The organism is Flavobacterium lacus (assembly GCF_003268815.1).
GTDB lineage: Bacteria > Bacteroidota > Bacteroidia > Flavobacteriales > Flavobacteriaceae > Flavobacterium > Flavobacterium lacus.
This window is the reverse complement of sequence record NZ_QLSV01000007.1, coordinates 102,990-120,226: the sequence shown is the minus strand read 5'-3', so window position 1 is coordinate 120,226 and position 17,237 is coordinate 102,990. Positions and strand designations below refer to the sequence as shown.

Genomic DNA, 17,237 nt, shown 5'->3' with positions numbered 1-17,237 from the left:
TTATTTGTTTAAAACTGCATTCATGGGATTATCTTCGATAGAATAATCCGGATTATCCTTATTCTCTTCTTCTTTTTGAAGAGTTTCTTCATCTTCTTTTAATTGTTTGTCGATCATTTTTTGAAGAGCTGCATCCCGCATGGCTTTTTCTTTATTTTCGGCAGCAATCTCTTCTTCTTTTTTGGTTACATTGATGATGATTCCTAATGCTAAACAAGTTACCCAAATTGAACTTCCTCCACTACTGATTAAAGGCAAAGTCTGTCCGGTCGTTGGTAATAATTCTACAGCAACACCCATATTAATCATCGCTTGAAACACGATGGGAAAACCGAGTCCGACGACGACTAATTTTCCAAATAAAGTATTGGCTTTGTGAGCCGCAATAACTATTCTGAAAAACAGTAAAAGATAAATTCCTAGAATTGCTAATCCGCCGGCTAATCCAAATTCTTCAACGATAATGGCGTAAATAAAATCGGAAGAAGATTGGGGTAAAAAGTTTTTTTGAACGCTTTTTCCCGGTCCTACTCCATATATTCCACCGGTTGCAATGGCTGTTTTTGCTCTTTCAATTTGATATACTTCGTCCGGATCTTGGACGTCATCATTAAAAAATCGTTCAATACGAGCTTCCCATGTATTGACACGGGTTGTTAACGGATTTGGAAATGCCTTTGCTATCAGAATAAAAAAAGCTAGCGAAACGATTCCGATTCCTAACACGGCTCCGATATATTTTAAAGGATATTTTCCAACGAAAACCAGCATTAAAACCATTGCAAAAATCAAGGCTGCTGTGGAAAAGTTGGCCGGAAGAATAAACATCAATGTGATTCCAACCGGCAGCCATAAATCGATGAATGACGATTTGAATGTGAGTGGTTCTTCTCTTGTTTTGGATAAATAACGTGCTACAAAAATCATCAAAACAATAAACGCAAATGTGGAAGGTTGAAATGAAATTCCAACAAACGGCACTTGAATCCATCGGCTAGCATTAGCTCCGGCAATAACTGTTCCTTTGAATAATGTGTAGGCGAGTAAAAGCCAAATAAAAGGTAATAAAATTCTCGAAATACTTCTAAAATAATGATAGGGAATTTTATGAATACGGTAAACAATAAAAAAACCAAGTGCTACGTGAACCAAATGTTTAATTAGATAACTAACCGTGTTTCCTGTTCCTTTTCCGGCGTAAGCCAAATTGCTACTGGCACTAAAAACCGGCATAAACGAAAACAGAGCCAATAGGGCAATTAGTGCCCAAATGACTTTATCTCCTCTTAAACTTTTTATTAGTGCTAGCATATTTTTCTTTTTTTCCTACTACGTAGGAGATTTGCTTCGCCAGTTCGCTTTCGCTCGCGTCTACTTCGACTTCGTCATCTCGCGAAATGACAAAAAGAATCGTTATTCTATTTTTAACTTCTTTATTCCCTCTTTCATCTTCAATCTTTCATCTTCCTACAAATTTCGAACAGCTTGCTTAAACTGTCTTCCTCTGTCTTCATAATTTTCAAACAAATCGAAACTGGCACAGGCTGGTGACAATAAAACGGTATCACCTTTTTCGGTTAAATGTTGAGCTGTTCGAACGGCATCGCTCATAGAAGAAACTTCTACCATGACATCAACCACATTTCCAAAAGCATCTATAATTTTTTTATTATCAACACCTAAACAAATAATGGCTTTCACTTTTTCCCGAACCATCGACATTAATTCCGAATAATCGTTTCCTTTATCAACACCGCCCACAATCCAAACAGTTGGTGTTGACATACTATCTAATGCAAAAAATGTTGCGTTAACATTGGTTGCTTTGCTATCATTAATATACTGCACATTTTGAATTTTCAACACACGCTCCAAACGATGTTCAACTCCTTGAAAATTAGACAAACTTTCTCTGATGGTTTGTTTTCTGATTCTCATCAGTTGTGCTACGGAAGTTGCTGCCATTGCATTTTTCATGTTGTGTTTGCCTTCCAAAGCCATTGTTTTGGTTTCCATTGTAAATTCTTCTTCGTTGATGTACATTTCCATAGTGTCGTTGTTTATAAATCCTCCCATTTGGTACTTTTGTTTAAGCGAAAATGGAATTAATTGTGCTTTTGTTTTGTTGTTTTTTAACCAATTGGCTATTGCTTCATCGTCCGCATCGTAAATCAAATAATCTGATTCCGTTTGATTCATTGTTATTCTAAATTTTGAAGCGATGTAATTTTCATACTTGTACTCATATCGATCCAAATGATCCGGGCTGATATTAGTGAGAATAGCGATGTGCGGTTTATAATTTATAATTCCGTCTAATTGAAAACTGCTTAATTCTAACACATACATATCAAAATCTTCATCGGCTACCTGCCATGCAAAACTCTTTCCTATATTTCCTGCCAATCCTACATTTAAACCACCCGATTTTAGCAAATGATACGTGAGCATTGTGGTGGTGGTTTTTCCGTTGCTTCCTGTAATTCCGATGGTGATGGCATCTGTAAATTGGGCTGCGAATTCAATTTCTGAAATCACCGGAATTTGCTTTTCATGCAATTTCTTGACAATTGCGACTTTGTCAGGAATTCCGGGGCTTTTCATCACCACATCAGCATCTAAAATCAGTTCTTCGGTGTGCTTTTCATCTTCCCAGGCAATCTCATTAAGCATCAGAACTTCTTTGTAATTCTCTTTTATTTTTCCAAAATCGGATAGAAAAACATCATATCCTTTTTTCTTTCCTAAAATGGCGGTTCCTACCCCACTTTCTCCTCCTCCCAACACAACCAATCGCATTATCTTAGTTTTAAGGTTACAATGGATAAAATGGCTAACAATATGCCTACAATCCAGAATCGGGTTACAATCTTACTTTCGTGATAGCCTTTCTTCTGATAATGATGATGCAAGGGCGACATGAGAAAAATTCGTCTTCCTTCGCCAAATTTCTTTTTGGTATATTTAAAGTAGCTGACTTGCAACACTACTGATAAATTTTCTGCTAAGAAGATTCCGCAGATAACCGGAATAAGCAATTCTTTTCGAATGGCGATGGCGATTACGGCAATGATTCCACCGATGGTTAAACTTCCTGTATCACCCATAAAAACGGCTGCCGGATAACTGTTATACCATAAAAATCCAATTAATGCTCCAACAAACGCAGATATAAATACTGTCATTTCACCCGAATTGGGGATGTACATAATATTCAGGTAATTAGAGAAAATGATGTTACCCGAAACGAATGTAAAAATCCCTAATGTGAGTACTGAAATAGCGGAAGTTCCAGCCGCTAAACCATCAATTCCATCGGTTAAATTGGCACCATTTGAAACGGCTGTGATGATGAAAATGACTATCGGAATAAAAATTAACCAAGCCCATGTTTCGTAACCATCACCTAAAAACGATAACAAATCAGCATAATCAAATTCATTGTTTTTAAAGAAAGGAATTGTTGTTGACGTTGACTTTTCTTCTAAAGAAGCAGGATTTATAACTGCTTGTGTTGTGGTTTGAACGTTGGTTAATTGTGTGTCTTTTCGAACAGTAACGCCCGGATTAAAATACAAAACCGAACCAACTATCAGACCCAAACCAACTTGCCCTATTACTTTGAATTTACCTTTTAAACCTTGTTTATCTTTTTTGAAAATTTTGATATAATCGTCAATAAAACCAATGGTTCCCATCCAAAGTGTGGTAACTACTAATAAAATGATATAAATATTATCCAATTTTGCCAACAAAATAACCGGAATCAACGTGGCCATAATGATAATAAGTCCACCCATTGTTGGTGTTCCTGCTTTTTGTGTTTGTCCTTCTAAACCTAGTTCACGCACTGTTTCACCAACTTGTTGATTTCGCAGAAAATTGATGATTCTTTTTCCGAAAATGGTAGAAATTAAAAGCGACAACAGAACCGCTAAGCCAGAACGAAATGTAATGTACTGAAAAACTCCAGTTCCAGGAACATCGAGTGATTTGTCTAAATATTCAAATAAATAATACAGCATATCGGTTCTATTGGTTTCGTTCTTCTAATAGTTCTTTTACGGTTTCCATGTCGTCAAAATGATGACGGACTCCTCTAATTTCCTGATAGGTTTCATGCCCTTTGCCGGCAATCAGAATAATATCGTTTGGACTTGCCAATTGGCATGCTACTTTGATAGCTTGTTTTCTATCTAAAATCGATAATGTCTTGCGATGATTTTGCGGTTCAACACCTTTTTCCATGTCCATTAAAATGTCGGTTGGATCTTCATCTCGCGGATTATCAGAGGTAAGGATCACTTTGTTGCTAAGCGTTGAAGCAATATTTGCCATGATTGGTCGCTTGGTTTTATCTCTGTTTCCTCCGCAACCAACCACTGTGATTAATTGTTCGTTTTTGGTTCGGATGTCATTGATTGTGCCTAAAACATTTTCCAAGGCATCGGGTGTGTGTGCATAATCCACAATGGCGGTGATTTTATCATCTGAAACGATGAATTGAAAACGTCCTGAAACACTTTCTAATTCTGATAATAATCGCAGCACTTCTAAACTATCCAGGCCTAATTCGACAGCAGTTCCATAGATTGCCAACAAATTGTAGGCATTAAATGTTCCGATTAATTTGACCCAAACTTCGTTCCCATTTATTTTTAATAACAATCCGCTTAACTGATTTTCTAAAATCGAAGCTTTGTAATCAGCATAAGACTTTAAAGCATAAGTCAACTTTTTTGCTTTGGTGTTTTGCAACATCAAATTGCCGTTTTTATCGTCTACATTCGTTAATACAAAAGCTGTTTTTGGCAAATAATCAAAAAATGATTTTTTCACATCTCTATATTCCGCAAACGAACTGTGGTAATCCAAATGATCGTGGGAAAGATTAGTAAAAATTCCGCCTGAAAATAGCAACCCTTCTGTTCTTTTTTGATGAATTCCGTGTGAGCTGACTTCCATAAAACAAAATTCGACGCCAACTTTATTCATCTCGGACAAATAATAATTGATGGTCAAGGAATCGGGTGTGGTATGTGTTGCCGGAAATTCTTCATTGTCTACCAAAATTTTTACGGTAGATAACAATCCAACTTTGTAACCTGCTTTTTTGAATAATTGATAAAGTAACGATGCAATGGTGGTTTTGCCATTTGTTCCGGTAATTCCAACTAATTTTAAGTTTTGAGATGGATTTTCATAGTAATTGGATGCCAAGAAAGCTAATGCCAAATTGGTGTCTTTTACTTGAATATAGGTTACTCCATTCACAATTATATCCGGAAAAGTATCGCACACAATTACAGATGCTCCTTGATTAAGAGCTTTTTCGATAAAATCGTGACCGTTTGAAATGGTTCCGCGAATGGCCACAAAAACATCATTCAATTCCACTTTTCGTGAATCGAATTCAACTTTATTGATGGTGGCATCGGTTGAACCTTTGACCGCTTCAATGCTAACTTTATATAATATGTCTTTCAGCGTTATCACGATAATTCTAATATAATGGTGCTATTTTTTAGTAATGGTTCGCCGGGTTGAATGGATTGTTTTTTGACTTTTCCGATTCCGATGATTTTTACTTTTATTTTCAAATTTTCTAACAAGGCAATTGCATCCATGCCTGACATTCCTTTTACATTTGGAATTGTATTTAACTCTTTGGAAGAATTGGCGTAATAGGTATCATAATTTTTATCCTGAATTGGAATATTTTTCTCCAAACTTTTCACTTCGTTGGTGGATGGAACATCGGTAAACACTTTTTGAGCAATTCGTTTAAAAACCGGACCGGAAACATCTGCTCCGTAATATCCTTTGGACTTACTTGGTTTGTGAACCACAACAATGCATGAATATTTTGGCTGATCTGCCGGAAAATAGCCTACAAATGAAGATGCATAATATAAATTTGCTTTATCAGCATAACCCATTTGAGCAGTTCCTGTTTTTCCTGCCATTGAGAAATCTTTGGAATATAACTTAGAACCGGTTCCTTTTTTGACAACATTTTCTAAAACTGCTTTTATTTTATCTAATGTTTCTTGTGAAGCGATTTTTGGATTAATCACTTCTTTGTCAAACTTTTTAATGGTTTTGTTCCACTCTTTAATTTCTCTTACGAATAAAGGTTTAACCATCTCTCCATCATTTGCCACAGCATTATACAATGTTAAGGTTTGAAGTGGTGTCATTGAAACACCGTACCCATAAGCCATCCAAGATAAGGTTGTGCCGTACCAATTTTTGTCGCCCGGTTGTGGGATTTTAGGTTTGCCTTCTCCTTTTATTTGCAAACCAAGTGGTTCATGCAGTTTCATTCGTTTGATATGATCTACATATTTTTGAGGATTGTGTTTATAATTATCATACACCGCTTGCACTAAAACGGTATTAGAAGATAATTCAAAACCTCTGCCGAGTGAAATTTTTCCGTAACCCCCTTTTTTAGAATCACGAACCCTTCTATTGTAATAGGATATTTCGCCTCCTTTAGAATCAAAAACACTGCTCGTATCGGCTAATTTATCTTCAAAAAGGGCGATTAAATCAATTAATTTAAAGGTAGAACCCGGTTCGTGAGATTCGGCTACGGCATAATTTACCGTTTCTGAATAATTCCCATCTTTATCTCTTCCTAAATTAGAAATGGCTTTTACTTCTCCTGTCTTTGTTTCCATTACTACCACACAACCGTGGTCTGCTTCGTAATATTCTAATTGTTTTAATAATGCATGATGAGCAATATCTTGAATGTAAACATCGATGGTAGAAATAACATCATAGCCATCTTGTGGTTCAATTTCATTTTCGTCGCGAATAGGTTTCCATTGCCCTTTTGCCATTTTTTGCATGAGTCGTTTTCCATCTTTCCCGTTTAAATGATCTCTAAAAGCCCACTCGATTCCTTTTCCGTCCGGTGTTCCATTTGGTCTGATTCTTTCGTAACCAATCGTTCGCTCGGCCACTAAACCAATAGGATGTTCTCGAACTGTTTTTTGCTCGGTTATAATTCCGCCGCGATAAGCTCCTTTGTTAAACAATGGAAAACTTTTGATTTTCATGTATTCGGTATAGCTCAAATTTCTGGCTACCAAGTAGTATCGGTTTTTAGTTTCTCTCGCACGTAAAAATTCCGTTTTATAAAATTGTGATGTTTTTCCTAAAAGAATTGACAATGAATCGCACAACGGTTGAAGATTTTTATCGAAATCTTCTTTTTTGGGAGCCATTGCATCAAAACGAACTTTATAATTTGGGATAGAAGTAGCTAATAAACTTCCATCAGAAGAATAAATATTTCCTTTGTTTGCAGGTATTACGAAATTTTTTACACTTCGTTCTTTGGCTAACTTTCGGTAATATTCTCCTTCGACCCATTGAATATTGGTTAACTTAACAGCAACACCAATAGCCATCAAAAAGACGACTACGGCAACCAAATAAATTCGGTAAGAGATATGTTTATCTGTTACTTCCATATTTTTTCTGTTAATGTTTTTTCTTTCGGTTGAATCACTTTTATTTTTGTTGGAGGCACGTTGGAAGGAAATATTCCTTTTTCTTCCATTTTTTTAGAAATGGTGCTTTCCATTTTTAATTTCATTAATTCTGAACGACGATCTACAAATTCTGAACGCAGTTCTTTAACCTCTTTATTTAATTCAACAATTCTGAATATTTTTTTTTCGTAATGATGAATATTCGCAATCATTATCATAGCCAAGACAATAAGAAAAACGATGAATCGCCAGTTTTTAACCGCATCTTGGTTCACTAGAAATCTTGCTTTTAATATGTCGTATATTCCGGCTTTCATCTACTTTTTTTCAGCAATTCGCAATTTGGCACTGCGAGCCCTGTTATTTATTTTAATTTCAGCATTATCCGGAATTATCAACTTTCCGATGGACTTGAATGGCACGGAAAAATTTCCAAAAAAATCACGTTCCGGCTCGCCTTCAAACATTCCGTTTTTCATAAATCTTTTCACCAAACGGTCTTCGAGAGAATGATAGGAAATCACGCTTAATCTTCCACCTGGCTTTAAAATCTGTAAGGATTGTTCTAAAAATTCTTTCAAAACTTCCATTTCTTGATTGACTTCAATTCGAATGGCTTGATACATCTGAGCCAATATTTTATGACTCTTGTGAGCCGGTAAAAATTTTGATAGCACTTGTTTTAATTGCTCCGTATTTTTAATAGGAATATCTTTTCTGGCATTTATAATCGTGTTGGCAATTGCTCCTGCATTCGATAATTCGCCAAATTCTGCGAATACTTTTTTTAGCGAACCTTCATCATATTCATTCACCACCATAAAAGCATTTAATTCACCTTTTTGACTCATCCGCATATCTAATTCGGCATCAAAACGAGTGGAAAAACCTCTTTCCGCCACATCAAATTGATGAGAAGAAACACCTAAGTCGGCTAAAATTCCATCGACTTCTTTCACGCCATGAAATCGCAAATAGCGTTTGATGTTTCTAAAATTTTCATTAATCAATTTAAATCGTTCATCCTGCAAAGCATTCGCTATCGCATCTTCGTCTTGATCGAATGCATATAATTTTCCATTTGGACCTAGCTGACTCAAAATTTCTTTTGAATGTCCGCCACCACCAAAAGTTACATCCACATAAACTCCGTCCGGCTTTATTGCCAGACCTTCTACGGATGTTTTTAACAAAACCGGATTATGATAGTCCATTGTCATCATCGTTTACATTTCCCATTACATCTTCTGCCAAATCAGCAAAATCGATAGTTGCATCATCAATTGATTTTTCATATAACTCTTTATCCCAAATCTCCACAATATTCACCGCCGAAGACAAAACAATATCTTTTGAAATGGAAGCAAAAACCACTAAGTCTTTTGGAACTAATAATCTTCCCAGTGCATCAATTTCAACCACTTTTACACCGGCGGTGAATCTTCTGATGAAATCGTTATTTTTTTTCACAAACCGATTAAGCTTATTCACTTTGTTCATCAAAATAGTCCATTCTGCCATTGGGTACAACTCCAAACACGGCTGAAAAACAGAACGCTTCAAGACAAAACCATCTTGCAATGATGAAGCCAACTGCTTTTTCAAAGGAGCAGGCAAAAGCAGCCTTCCTTTAGCATCGACCTTACATTCATATGTTCCAACTATGGTATTCAACGAGTTACAATTTTGATGGTTTGATAGCAAATATAAAAACATTTTACCACAATTTACCACAAAATACCACTTTGTTAATAAGTTTTACCACTTTACACATCAAATCAATTTAGACATAACAAGTTGAATTATTGCATATTATTTAACAAAACATTTAGAATTGTACTGTTTAAAAGAAAATACGCAACAGTTTAACAAACTAGCTTCGGTATTTCTACGAATTGTATCGTATGCAACGTGTTGAAAATCTTAGAATAAACATTAAAAATTACCCACTTAACAAATTGGTGAGTGATTTTCATCAAAGGCTAAATTTCATATCAAATAAACAGTACAATTCTTCTTTTTTATGGATAATATCATATATTTGTGATGAATTGAAAGATCTGAATTTTGATGAAAGAAAACTTTAAGAAAGAAGGAAAATATACATATTTTGAAGCCGGAGAAGGAACCCCAATTATAGTTTTACATGGACTAATGGGCGGCTTGAGCAATTTTGAAGGAGTCGCTGAATTTTTTCCGAAGAACGGATATAAAGTTGTTATTCCTGAACTTCCATTATACACACAAAATATTTTAAAAACGAACGTAAAAGCCTTTTCAAAATTCGTGAAGGATTTTATTGTTTTCAAAGGTTATGAACGTGTTATTTTATTAGGAAATTCATTAGGAGGCCATGTAGGATTATATCACACAAAAATGTATCCTGAGAAAGTTGCTGCTTTAGTATTAACTGGTAGTTCAGGACTTTACGAAAGTGCCATGGGTGATAGTTATCCGAAAAGAGGTGATTACGAATACATCAAACTAAAAACTCAAAATGTTTTTTACGATCCAACAATGGCTTCAAAGGAACTGGTAGATGAAGTTTTTTCGATCGTAAATGATCGTATCAAAGTCATTAAAACATTAACGATTGCCAAAAGTGCGATTCGACACAATATGGCGAAAGATTTGCCAAAAATGCAAACGCCAACTTGTTTGATTTGGGGAAAAAACGATAAAGTTACACCGCCTGAGGTTGCAGAAGAGTTTCACAAATTACTGCCAAATTCCGACTTATTTTGGGTAGATAATTGTGGTCATGCGGCGATGATGGAACACCCTGATGAGTTTAACAAACTCATGCTGGAATGGTTAACAAAAAATAAACTATAAAAAGTCCGAAGGGACTTTTTTGTTTTAAATAAATACTATGAAAATTAATACCGCCGAATTTGTAATTAGTAATTCTGAAGTAAGCAAATGTCCGAAAGACCCGCTTCCGGAATATGCCTTTATTGGAAGATCAAACGTGGGAAAATCATCGTTGATAAACATGTTGACCAACCACAAAAGTTTGGCAAAAACCTCATCTAAACCGGGAAAAACGCAATTAATCAATCATTTTAAAATAAACAACAATTGGTTCTTGGTCGATTTACCAGGTTATGGTTACGCAAAAGTTTCTAAAAAATCCAAAGAAGTCTTTCAACAATTTGTGACTGATTATTTTGAAAAAAGAGAACAATTGGTTTGTGCTTTTGTATTGATTGACATTCGATTAGAAGCTCAAAAAATTGATTTGGAATTTTTCACGTATTTGGGCGTGACCGAAGTCCCGTTTTGCATCATTTTTACCAAAGCAGATAAAGTTGGTAAAACGCGAATTCATTCACATATTGAAGCGTACAGAAAACAAGTTTTAGCCAGTGGTTGGGAGGAAATGCCACAACATTTCATCACTTCTGCCACAGAAGCGACCGGAAAAGACGAATTACTCTCGTTTATTGACGAAATTAATCAGGAAATGTTTAAAAACGATAATTTTTAGTTTTTCAGTTCTAATTTCTCAGCAAAATATTCGCAAAAATCACGCATCGTATCGGCCATTTTATCATCAGTGGTTGCTCGTTGAAACGTATCAGCCATCGCTACTAAGGTTTGATGAAAGAAGATTTTCATTTCATCCACAGGCATATCTTTGGTCCATAAATCAATTCGCAACGATTCTTTTGATTTTGAATCCCAAACCGATAACATAATCGCTTTGGTTTCTTGATTTTCGATGCCACCGTCTTTGGCAGTCCATTTTAGAGATTCTGGAACTTTATTTTCGTCTAACGTTACATCAAACTTTATTTCGGAAGTAATCAAACTCATTATTTTTTGGGTTTATATTTAGAACGGGTAAAAATTTCTTTTGCATCCATCGCTAAAAAATCAGCTAAAGATACTTCATTATTTTTCATAAACGAACGCACAATTTGCCAGCCAATCCAAACTCCAGTTCTTCCTGGGGACTCGGCATCAATTTCGAGATAGAATTTAGAAAATGGTGCCGGAGCAATGAAACGCTGCACTAATTTGGTGTCAGAATCATATAATACGTTGTCTTCTATAAAATAACGCCAAATTTCTTCTTCATTTTCCTCGCACCAAATTTGTTGTTCTTTAGAATAACCTATTTTATCAAAGTCTTCATATTTAGGAAGAATCAAATCTTTGAGGTACATTTCTTTTCCAAAATAAATCATTTGGTTTAAAAAAGCTTTTTCACGAGGAGGAGCAATCACGCGGGTAGAAAAATCGGAAACCACATCAGGCATGATTTGTGAACGCTGAAAGGTTTGACGAAAATAATCCGGAAATTCATAAAATTTATGTTCTTTTCCTAAATATAAATCCAACGAAATAAGCAAAAGGCTATCGGTATAAATCACTTTATTTTGATAATCCATTTCAGAAATCAAAGTGGTGACTTTTGAAGGTGTTTTTTGGTTGGGAAAATAAAATTTTATATGTCTAAAAACTTCCTCTAATTCTTCTTGAACAGGGCTGAAATTGCTGTATTTTTTTTGTACTTCATGATACAACTCGCGGTATAAAGGATCGGTCATTTTATTGACAAAAATACTATCCGGAAACTGACTGGGAAAAAAAGCCGGATAGTCTGATTTCATTTTTTGAAAATCTTCTACGGGAGTTTCGTAAAAAATTTTATCAAAACGTTCAATAGTGAGTGAAACCGTGATTTCTTCAATCTGTTTTTCTATTTTTGACTTGTTATCGCAGGAAGCAACAACAATCAACAAAATAATTAGTACGATTCTTTTCATTTTAAATTTGAATAATGATAACTTTAAATTGATTTAGAAAATCAATTTGATTTTTCTACTTTTACTTTTTAAAATTGAATTGCAAATATACAGTGCCAAATCGTATAAGTTTAATAAGATGACACAAAAAAATACACCAATTAAAGTAGTAGAAGTAAATGAACTTATTGTCAATTGGTTAAAAACCTATGCTAAGAACGCAAAAGTAAATGGTTTTGTTGTGGGCGTATCCGGAGGAATTGATAGTGCCGTTACCTCAACGCTTTGTGCCCAAACAGGTTTAAAAACACTTTGCGTTGAACTTCCTATCCATCAAGCGGCTTCGCATGTGAGTCGTAAGAAGGAACATATCGCACAGTTGAAAAAGCGTTTTCCCAATGTTGAAAGTACTTCTGTGGATTTAAGCAATACGTTTGAACAATTTAAAAAAGATGTTCCTACTACTGACAATAACGCTAAACAAAATTTAGCACTTGCCAACACGAGAGCAAGACTAAGAATGACAACCTTATATTATTTTGCAGGAATTCACGGACTACTTGTTGCCGGAACAGGAAATAAAGTGGAAGATTTTGGCGTTGGTTTTTATACAAAATACGGCGATGGCGGAGTAGATTTAAGTCCGATTGCCGACTTAATGAAATCGGAAGTTTATGCTCTTGGGAAATTCTTAGAAGTTCCTGAATCAATTTTAACTGCTGCCCCGACAGATGGCTTATTTGGCGACGATCGTACCGATGAAGACCAATTGGGAGCTAGTTATGACGAATTAGAATGGGCGATGCTTCAGGATGAAGCAGGTAAAAATACTACAGGTTTTGACGGAAGAAATTTAGAAGTCTTTAACATTTACAAAAGACTCAATAACGCTAACAAACACAAGATGAACCCGATACCTGTTTGTGAAATTCCCAAATATTTAAGATAAATTTAAAATTTTTCTTAAAAAAATTTGTCAGAATTACATTCCATTAAAAAAAATATAGTATCTTTAACTGCCCTAAAAAAATATTAATCATTTTCTAACTAAATACCACTTATCATGATTAAAGTTTGTTTAGCCGATAATCAACCCGTTGTTCATTTCGGTGTGAAATCGTACTTTAAAGACCATGCTGAAATAAGTATTGTAGGCCATGTAGGTAACTATAATATGATTTTAGACATGCTCAAAATTAAGCCTATTGACATTTTAGTCTTAGACTTGGAACTTGAAGGGCTATCGAGTATCAACTTAGTAAAGTATATACTCAAGGAGTTTCCGAGTACCAAAATTATTATCTTCAGTAATCTTTCTGAAAATATTTATGCACCAAACGCATTAAAAGCAGGTGTTTCTGCTTACTTACATAAGACATCCAAACTTGAAACACTTGGAAACGTAATAGTGAAAGTAAATAATGGTGCTGTGATTTTTAATGATGCCATTAAGAAAAGTTTAGCCTTGATTGCTAAACAAAACAAAAGCGAAAGACTGTACCGAAAACTTTCTAACAGAGAAATTGAGGTGTTGCGTTTCTTGAGCGACGGAAAAAAGAACAATGAAATTTCTAAAATTTTAGGTCTGAATGAAAAAACCATCAGCACCTATAAATTGAGACTGCTCACAAAATTGAATGTAACCAATTTAGTAGACTTAGTCAACAAAGCAAAAACATTAGAGATTGTATAAAAATACGCAGAGAAAGACCTCAAATTTGGGGTCTTTTTTTAGTTATAATCCGAACGCATTCTACCAATTCGTCGAGTTATGTTAACTTTTAGTTTGTTATAATCATTTATCATTGTTATAATTTCTTCCGGAGTAAATTCGGGAGTTTCTTCTTGTATTTGAGCCATCAATTCACGATTCAATTTATTGATTAAATACTCTCTAAACGTTGCAATCGTTTCGGTAACCAATCGCGAAAGAATTTCGAAATCGTCTTTCTCTTTCACAAAAACTTGCTTTTTATCCAGCCATCCATGCAATTGATATTTTTCATCATTCATTAAAATATCGGTCACAACTTCGGCATACTCAGGAACTAAATTATTGAGGTAATGATTTTTATCAAACGATTCATTTTGATGAAATTGCGAAACTAAATCTACATAAATAGCATTGAAAATAGGATTGGCCAGTTCAATTTCGTCTTCTTGTAAACTCAAATAAATACGTTCGTATATTTTATGTTGCACCTTTTCGATGGTTTCAATTTCTTTTCCATTATCATCAAATTGAATAAAAACATTTTCAAATTCCACTTCATGATGACCGTACAATAGTAAAATCTCCAAAATTGATTTTTCCAGTAAGGTAACTACATCAACTTTAGCAATGGTTTCTGTTGAATCATTTTTAACAACCTCAAAGACTTTTTGTTCTTGTTTGAATTTTTTGTTGGCTTCAGATAGCTCTTTTTGAGCCATTTGTGCCAACGTGCTAAACAAAACATCCTCGGAAATATCCATAATTCGGCTACATTCCTGAATATAGATTTCACGTTTAATTCGATCCGGAATTTTTGAAATACTTATTACCATATCCCGAATTAGATCCGCTTTTTTGATGGGATCATTCTTGGCATCCTGCATTAACAAAGAAGCTTTGAACTGAATAAAATCCTTCGCATTTTCATCCAAATACTTTACCAATTCTTCATACGGCGTTTTTTTGGCAAAACTATCTGGGTCGTCACCGTCTGGAAAAGTACAAATTTTGACATTCATTCCTTCTTCCAAAATCAAATCGATTCCGCGAATAGAAGCTCGTAAACCCGCCGCATCACCGTCAAAAAGCACTGTAATATTTTTCGTTAACCGATTAATTAATCGAATTTGGTTTGGCGTTAAAGCTGTTCCTGATGATGAAACTACATTTTCAATTCCAGCTTGATGCATTTGAATAACATCGGTATAACCTTCCACCAAAAAACAATTATCGAGTTTAGCGATTGCTTGCTTAGCATGAAAAATCCCGTAAAGCACGTTACTTTTATGGTAAATTTCACTTTCGGGCGAATTCAAATATTTGGCGGCTTTTTTATCATTCGTTAAAATCCGACCACCAAAACCGAGCACTCGTCCCGACATACTTGTGATTGGAAACATGACGCGACCTTTAAAACGGTCAAACTGCTTGTCTTCCCCAACAATGGTAAGTCCGGTTTTTTCTAAATAGTCTAATTGATACCCTTTCCCTAACGCCTCTTTCGTTAAAGCATCCCACGTATTTGGCGAATACCCTAAATTGAATTTTTTGATGGTTTCATTGGTAAAACCGCGTTCTTTAAAATAGGTAAATCCGATAGCTTTGCCTTCTTCTTCTTCCCATAAAACATGTTGAAAATACTTACTCGCAAATTCGGAGACCAAATACATGCTTTCTTTTTCATTGGCTACAGCCTTATCTTCATCGCTTGAAACGGTTTCTTCAATTTCGATATTGTATTTTTTTGCCAAATACCGGATAGCTTCCGGGAACGAAAAATGTTCGTGTTCCATTAAAAAAGTAACCGAATTTCCACCTTTACCGGTACTAAAATCTTTCCAAATCTGCTTCACGGGTGAAACCATGAAGGATGGTGATTTTTCATTGGAAAACGGACTCAAGCCTTTCATATTACTTCCGGCACGTTTGAGTTGCACAAAATCACCAATCACCTCCTCAACTCGGGCGGTTTCAAAAACTAAATCGATGGTGTTTTGCTTTATCATTGGTGTTTTTAGTAGCTTGTAAAAGTACAATTCAGTTTTTAAAAATAAGGAATTAAAAATAAAAAAAAGGTGCTTCAAAATGAAACACCTTTAAACAAATGTATATTAACTCAAACAAATTTTAATTGAAATCGAAACGCAAACCTAATGAAATATTATTTTGCTCGACTGTATTGTTTTTAAACATCGGATTTAAGTCATATTTCAGATACAAACTTGTAGCACGATAACCGATATAGGTTGACAAACCATAGGTAAAATCCGAGGTGTTGAAATCGCCCTTTTCTTTTACTTTAACACGAACATCATCTTCATTGAATTTTAGAATTTGTTTCGATTTGATGTTAAAACCGGCATAACCTCCAATTCCAAGACGAACACTTTTATGCGTTCTAAATCGAGTATCACCATTTTCTTTGACTGATTTAGGGGTAAAATCGAACTCTAAATGAAGTGGTAAAACCAAACTTACATTTCTAAAACGACTTTCTTTTAAATTCAAATCAAATTCTTCTAAATTGGTTTGTTCGCCATTTTTCGCGAAGTAACGGTTGTCAGTCGGACGCAAATTGTTGTACATCAAAGACAAACCGTATTTGGCATGCAACAAATTATTGTTTTTGAAGATTCTGGTGTTATAAGTTACTCCCCATTCGTAGAAATGAGAACCCCAAACACGGTAATCACTGTCTTCTAAGGAGCCGGTATCACCATCTGTAACCAAGTTATTCAATCCAAAGGCAAACACAAATTGAGAAGTCGTTCGTTTAGAATTTCTTTTGAATTTATCTTTTTCGCCTTTATATACTTTCATGGAACCAATACTAATTTCTGTGTGATTTTCACCTATTGAATCGTTAGAATTTGATCCTAAAATGATGGTGGTTCCCCATTTTTCTTTTTCTTTTGAATAATTAATTTTTCCATCAACAGCATCTTTAACTAATTCTTGTAATTTTGCTTCTTCTACAGCTACTTTTTCTTCAATGTTTTTAGCTCTCACTTGAGCTGCTTTTAGTTTTTCAGCATCCGCTTTTTCAGCTGTAATGGTTCCGTTTTCTACTAATTTGTTGATGTCTTCTACCTCTTGCTTAAGAGCTTCTTTTTCCTGATTCGTGATTTTTTTAATGTTTTCCGAAATGTTTTTTGCTCTTTCATCAAATGTTTCCTGACCATACATTTGGGTAACTAACGTGCATAGCAATACTGCTGCATAAAGAATAATTTTTTGCATAATTTTTAAAATTTAACTGTT

Annotated in this window: 16 protein-coding genes; 4 read left to right on the top strand and 12 right to left on the bottom strand. The window is 34.9% G+C overall.

Annotated elements, in window-relative coordinates:
* The 8 genes from B0I10_RS08710 to mraZ all read right to left on the bottom strand — a co-directional run bounded on the left by B0I10_RS08710 (position 1) and on the right by mraZ (position 9,182).
* Positions 1–1,311, bottom strand: a complete 1,311-nt coding sequence (locus B0I10_RS08710; protein WP_112086119.1) for an FtsW/RodA/SpoVE family cell cycle protein — start codon at positions 1,309–1,311, stop codon at positions 1–3.
* Between the two features lie 156 nt (positions 1,312–1,467).
* On the bottom strand, positions 1,468–2,799 hold the full coding sequence (gene murD, locus B0I10_RS08705; RefSeq protein ID WP_112086118.1) for a UDP-N-acetylmuramoyl-L-alanine--D-glutamate ligase: 1,332 nt from the start codon (positions 2,797–2,799) through the stop codon (positions 1,468–1,470).
* Positions 2,799–4,025: a phospho-N-acetylmuramoyl-pentapeptide-transferase gene (mraY, locus tag B0I10_RS08700; protein ID WP_112086117.1), complete on the bottom strand. Its 1,227-nt coding sequence runs from the start codon at positions 4,023–4,025 to the stop codon at positions 2,799–2,801. Before mraY ends, murD begins: the two co-directional genes overlap by 1 nt.
* Positions 4,026–4,032: 7 nt before the next feature.
* A complete protein-coding gene (locus B0I10_RS08695; RefSeq protein WP_112086116.1) occupies positions 4,033–5,496 on the bottom strand; it encodes a UDP-N-acetylmuramoyl-L-alanyl-D-glutamate--2,6-diaminopimelate ligase in 1,464 nt (487 codons plus the stop codon).
* Positions 5,493–7,487, bottom strand: a complete 1,995-nt coding sequence (locus B0I10_RS08690) for a penicillin-binding protein (protein WP_112086115.1) — start codon at positions 7,485–7,487, stop codon at positions 5,493–5,495. The genes B0I10_RS08695 and B0I10_RS08690 overlap by 4 nt, the downstream gene beginning before the upstream one ends.
* Positions 7,478–7,825 (bottom strand): FtsL-like putative cell division protein, encoded by a 348-nt coding sequence (locus B0I10_RS08685; protein WP_112086114.1) that lies wholly within the window; start codon positions 7,823–7,825, stop codon positions 7,478–7,480. The genes B0I10_RS08690 and B0I10_RS08685 overlap by 10 nt, the downstream gene beginning before the upstream one ends.
* Positions 7,826–8,722 carry a 16S rRNA (cytosine(1402)-N(4))-methyltransferase RsmH gene (rsmH, locus tag B0I10_RS08680; protein ID WP_112086184.1) on the bottom strand — a complete coding sequence of 299 codons (897 nt, stop codon included), beginning with the start codon at positions 8,720–8,722 and terminating at the stop codon, positions 7,826–7,828.
* Positions 8,709–9,182 (bottom strand): division/cell wall cluster transcriptional repressor MraZ, encoded by a 474-nt coding sequence (mraZ, locus tag B0I10_RS08675; RefSeq protein WP_112086185.1) that lies wholly within the window; start codon positions 9,180–9,182, stop codon positions 8,709–8,711. Before mraZ ends, rsmH begins: the two co-directional genes overlap by 14 nt.
* Positions 9,183–9,578: 396 nt before the next feature.
* Here mraZ and B0I10_RS08670 point away from each other — a divergent pair, with 396 nt between their 5' ends.
* Positions 9,579–10,343 carry an alpha/beta fold hydrolase gene (locus B0I10_RS08670; protein ID WP_112086113.1) on the top strand — a complete coding sequence of 255 codons (765 nt, stop codon included), beginning with the start codon at positions 9,579–9,581 and terminating at the stop codon, positions 10,341–10,343.
* Between the two features lie 37 nt (positions 10,344–10,380).
* Positions 10,381–10,998 (top strand): ribosome biogenesis GTP-binding protein YihA/YsxC, encoded by a 618-nt coding sequence (gene yihA / locus B0I10_RS08665; RefSeq protein WP_112086112.1) that lies wholly within the window; start codon positions 10,381–10,383, stop codon positions 10,996–10,998.
* Here the strand turns inward: yihA and gldC are convergent.
* Both gldC and gldB read right to left on the bottom strand, forming a co-directional pair.
* On the bottom strand, positions 10,995–11,327 hold the full coding sequence (gene gldC, locus B0I10_RS08660; protein ID WP_181456928.1) for a gliding motility protein GldC: 333 nt from the start codon (positions 11,325–11,327) through the stop codon (positions 10,995–10,997). The two genes, yihA and gldC, sit on opposite strands and share 4 nt — an antisense overlap.
* The gene (gene gldB / locus B0I10_RS08655) at positions 11,327–12,283 is read right to left on the bottom strand and encodes a gliding motility lipoprotein GldB (RefSeq protein WP_112086111.1); all 957 of its coding nucleotides are present in this window, start codon (positions 12,281–12,283) and stop codon (positions 11,327–11,329) included. Before gldB ends, gldC begins: the two co-directional genes overlap by 1 nt.
* A gap of 118 nt (positions 12,284–12,401) precedes the next feature.
* Here gldB and nadE point away from each other — a divergent pair, with 118 nt between their 5' ends.
* Together nadE and B0I10_RS08645 are read left to right on the top strand one after the other, a co-directional pair.
* Positions 12,402–13,211 carry an NAD(+) synthase gene (gene nadE / locus B0I10_RS08650; protein ID WP_112086110.1) on the top strand — a complete coding sequence of 270 codons (810 nt, stop codon included), beginning with the start codon at positions 12,402–12,404 and terminating at the stop codon, positions 13,209–13,211.
* A 114-nt stretch (positions 13,212–13,325) separates the two neighbouring features.
* Complete coding sequence (locus B0I10_RS08645) at positions 13,326–13,955, top strand: response regulator transcription factor (RefSeq protein WP_112086109.1); 630 nt, start codon at positions 13,326–13,328, stop codon at positions 13,953–13,955.
* A gap of 38 nt (positions 13,956–13,993) precedes the next feature.
* Here B0I10_RS08645 and dnaG read toward each other — a convergent pair whose 3' ends face one another.
* Both dnaG and B0I10_RS08635 read right to left on the bottom strand, forming a co-directional pair.
* A complete protein-coding gene (dnaG, locus tag B0I10_RS08640) occupies positions 13,994–15,982 on the bottom strand; it encodes a DNA primase (protein WP_112086182.1) in 1,989 nt (662 codons plus the stop codon).
* 121 nt (positions 15,983–16,103) lie between these two features.
* Complete coding sequence (locus tag B0I10_RS08635) at positions 16,104–17,216, bottom strand: ATP synthase subunit B family protein (protein WP_112086108.1); 1,113 nt, start codon at positions 17,214–17,216, stop codon at positions 16,104–16,106.
* Positions 17,217–17,237 lie beyond the last annotated feature (21 nt).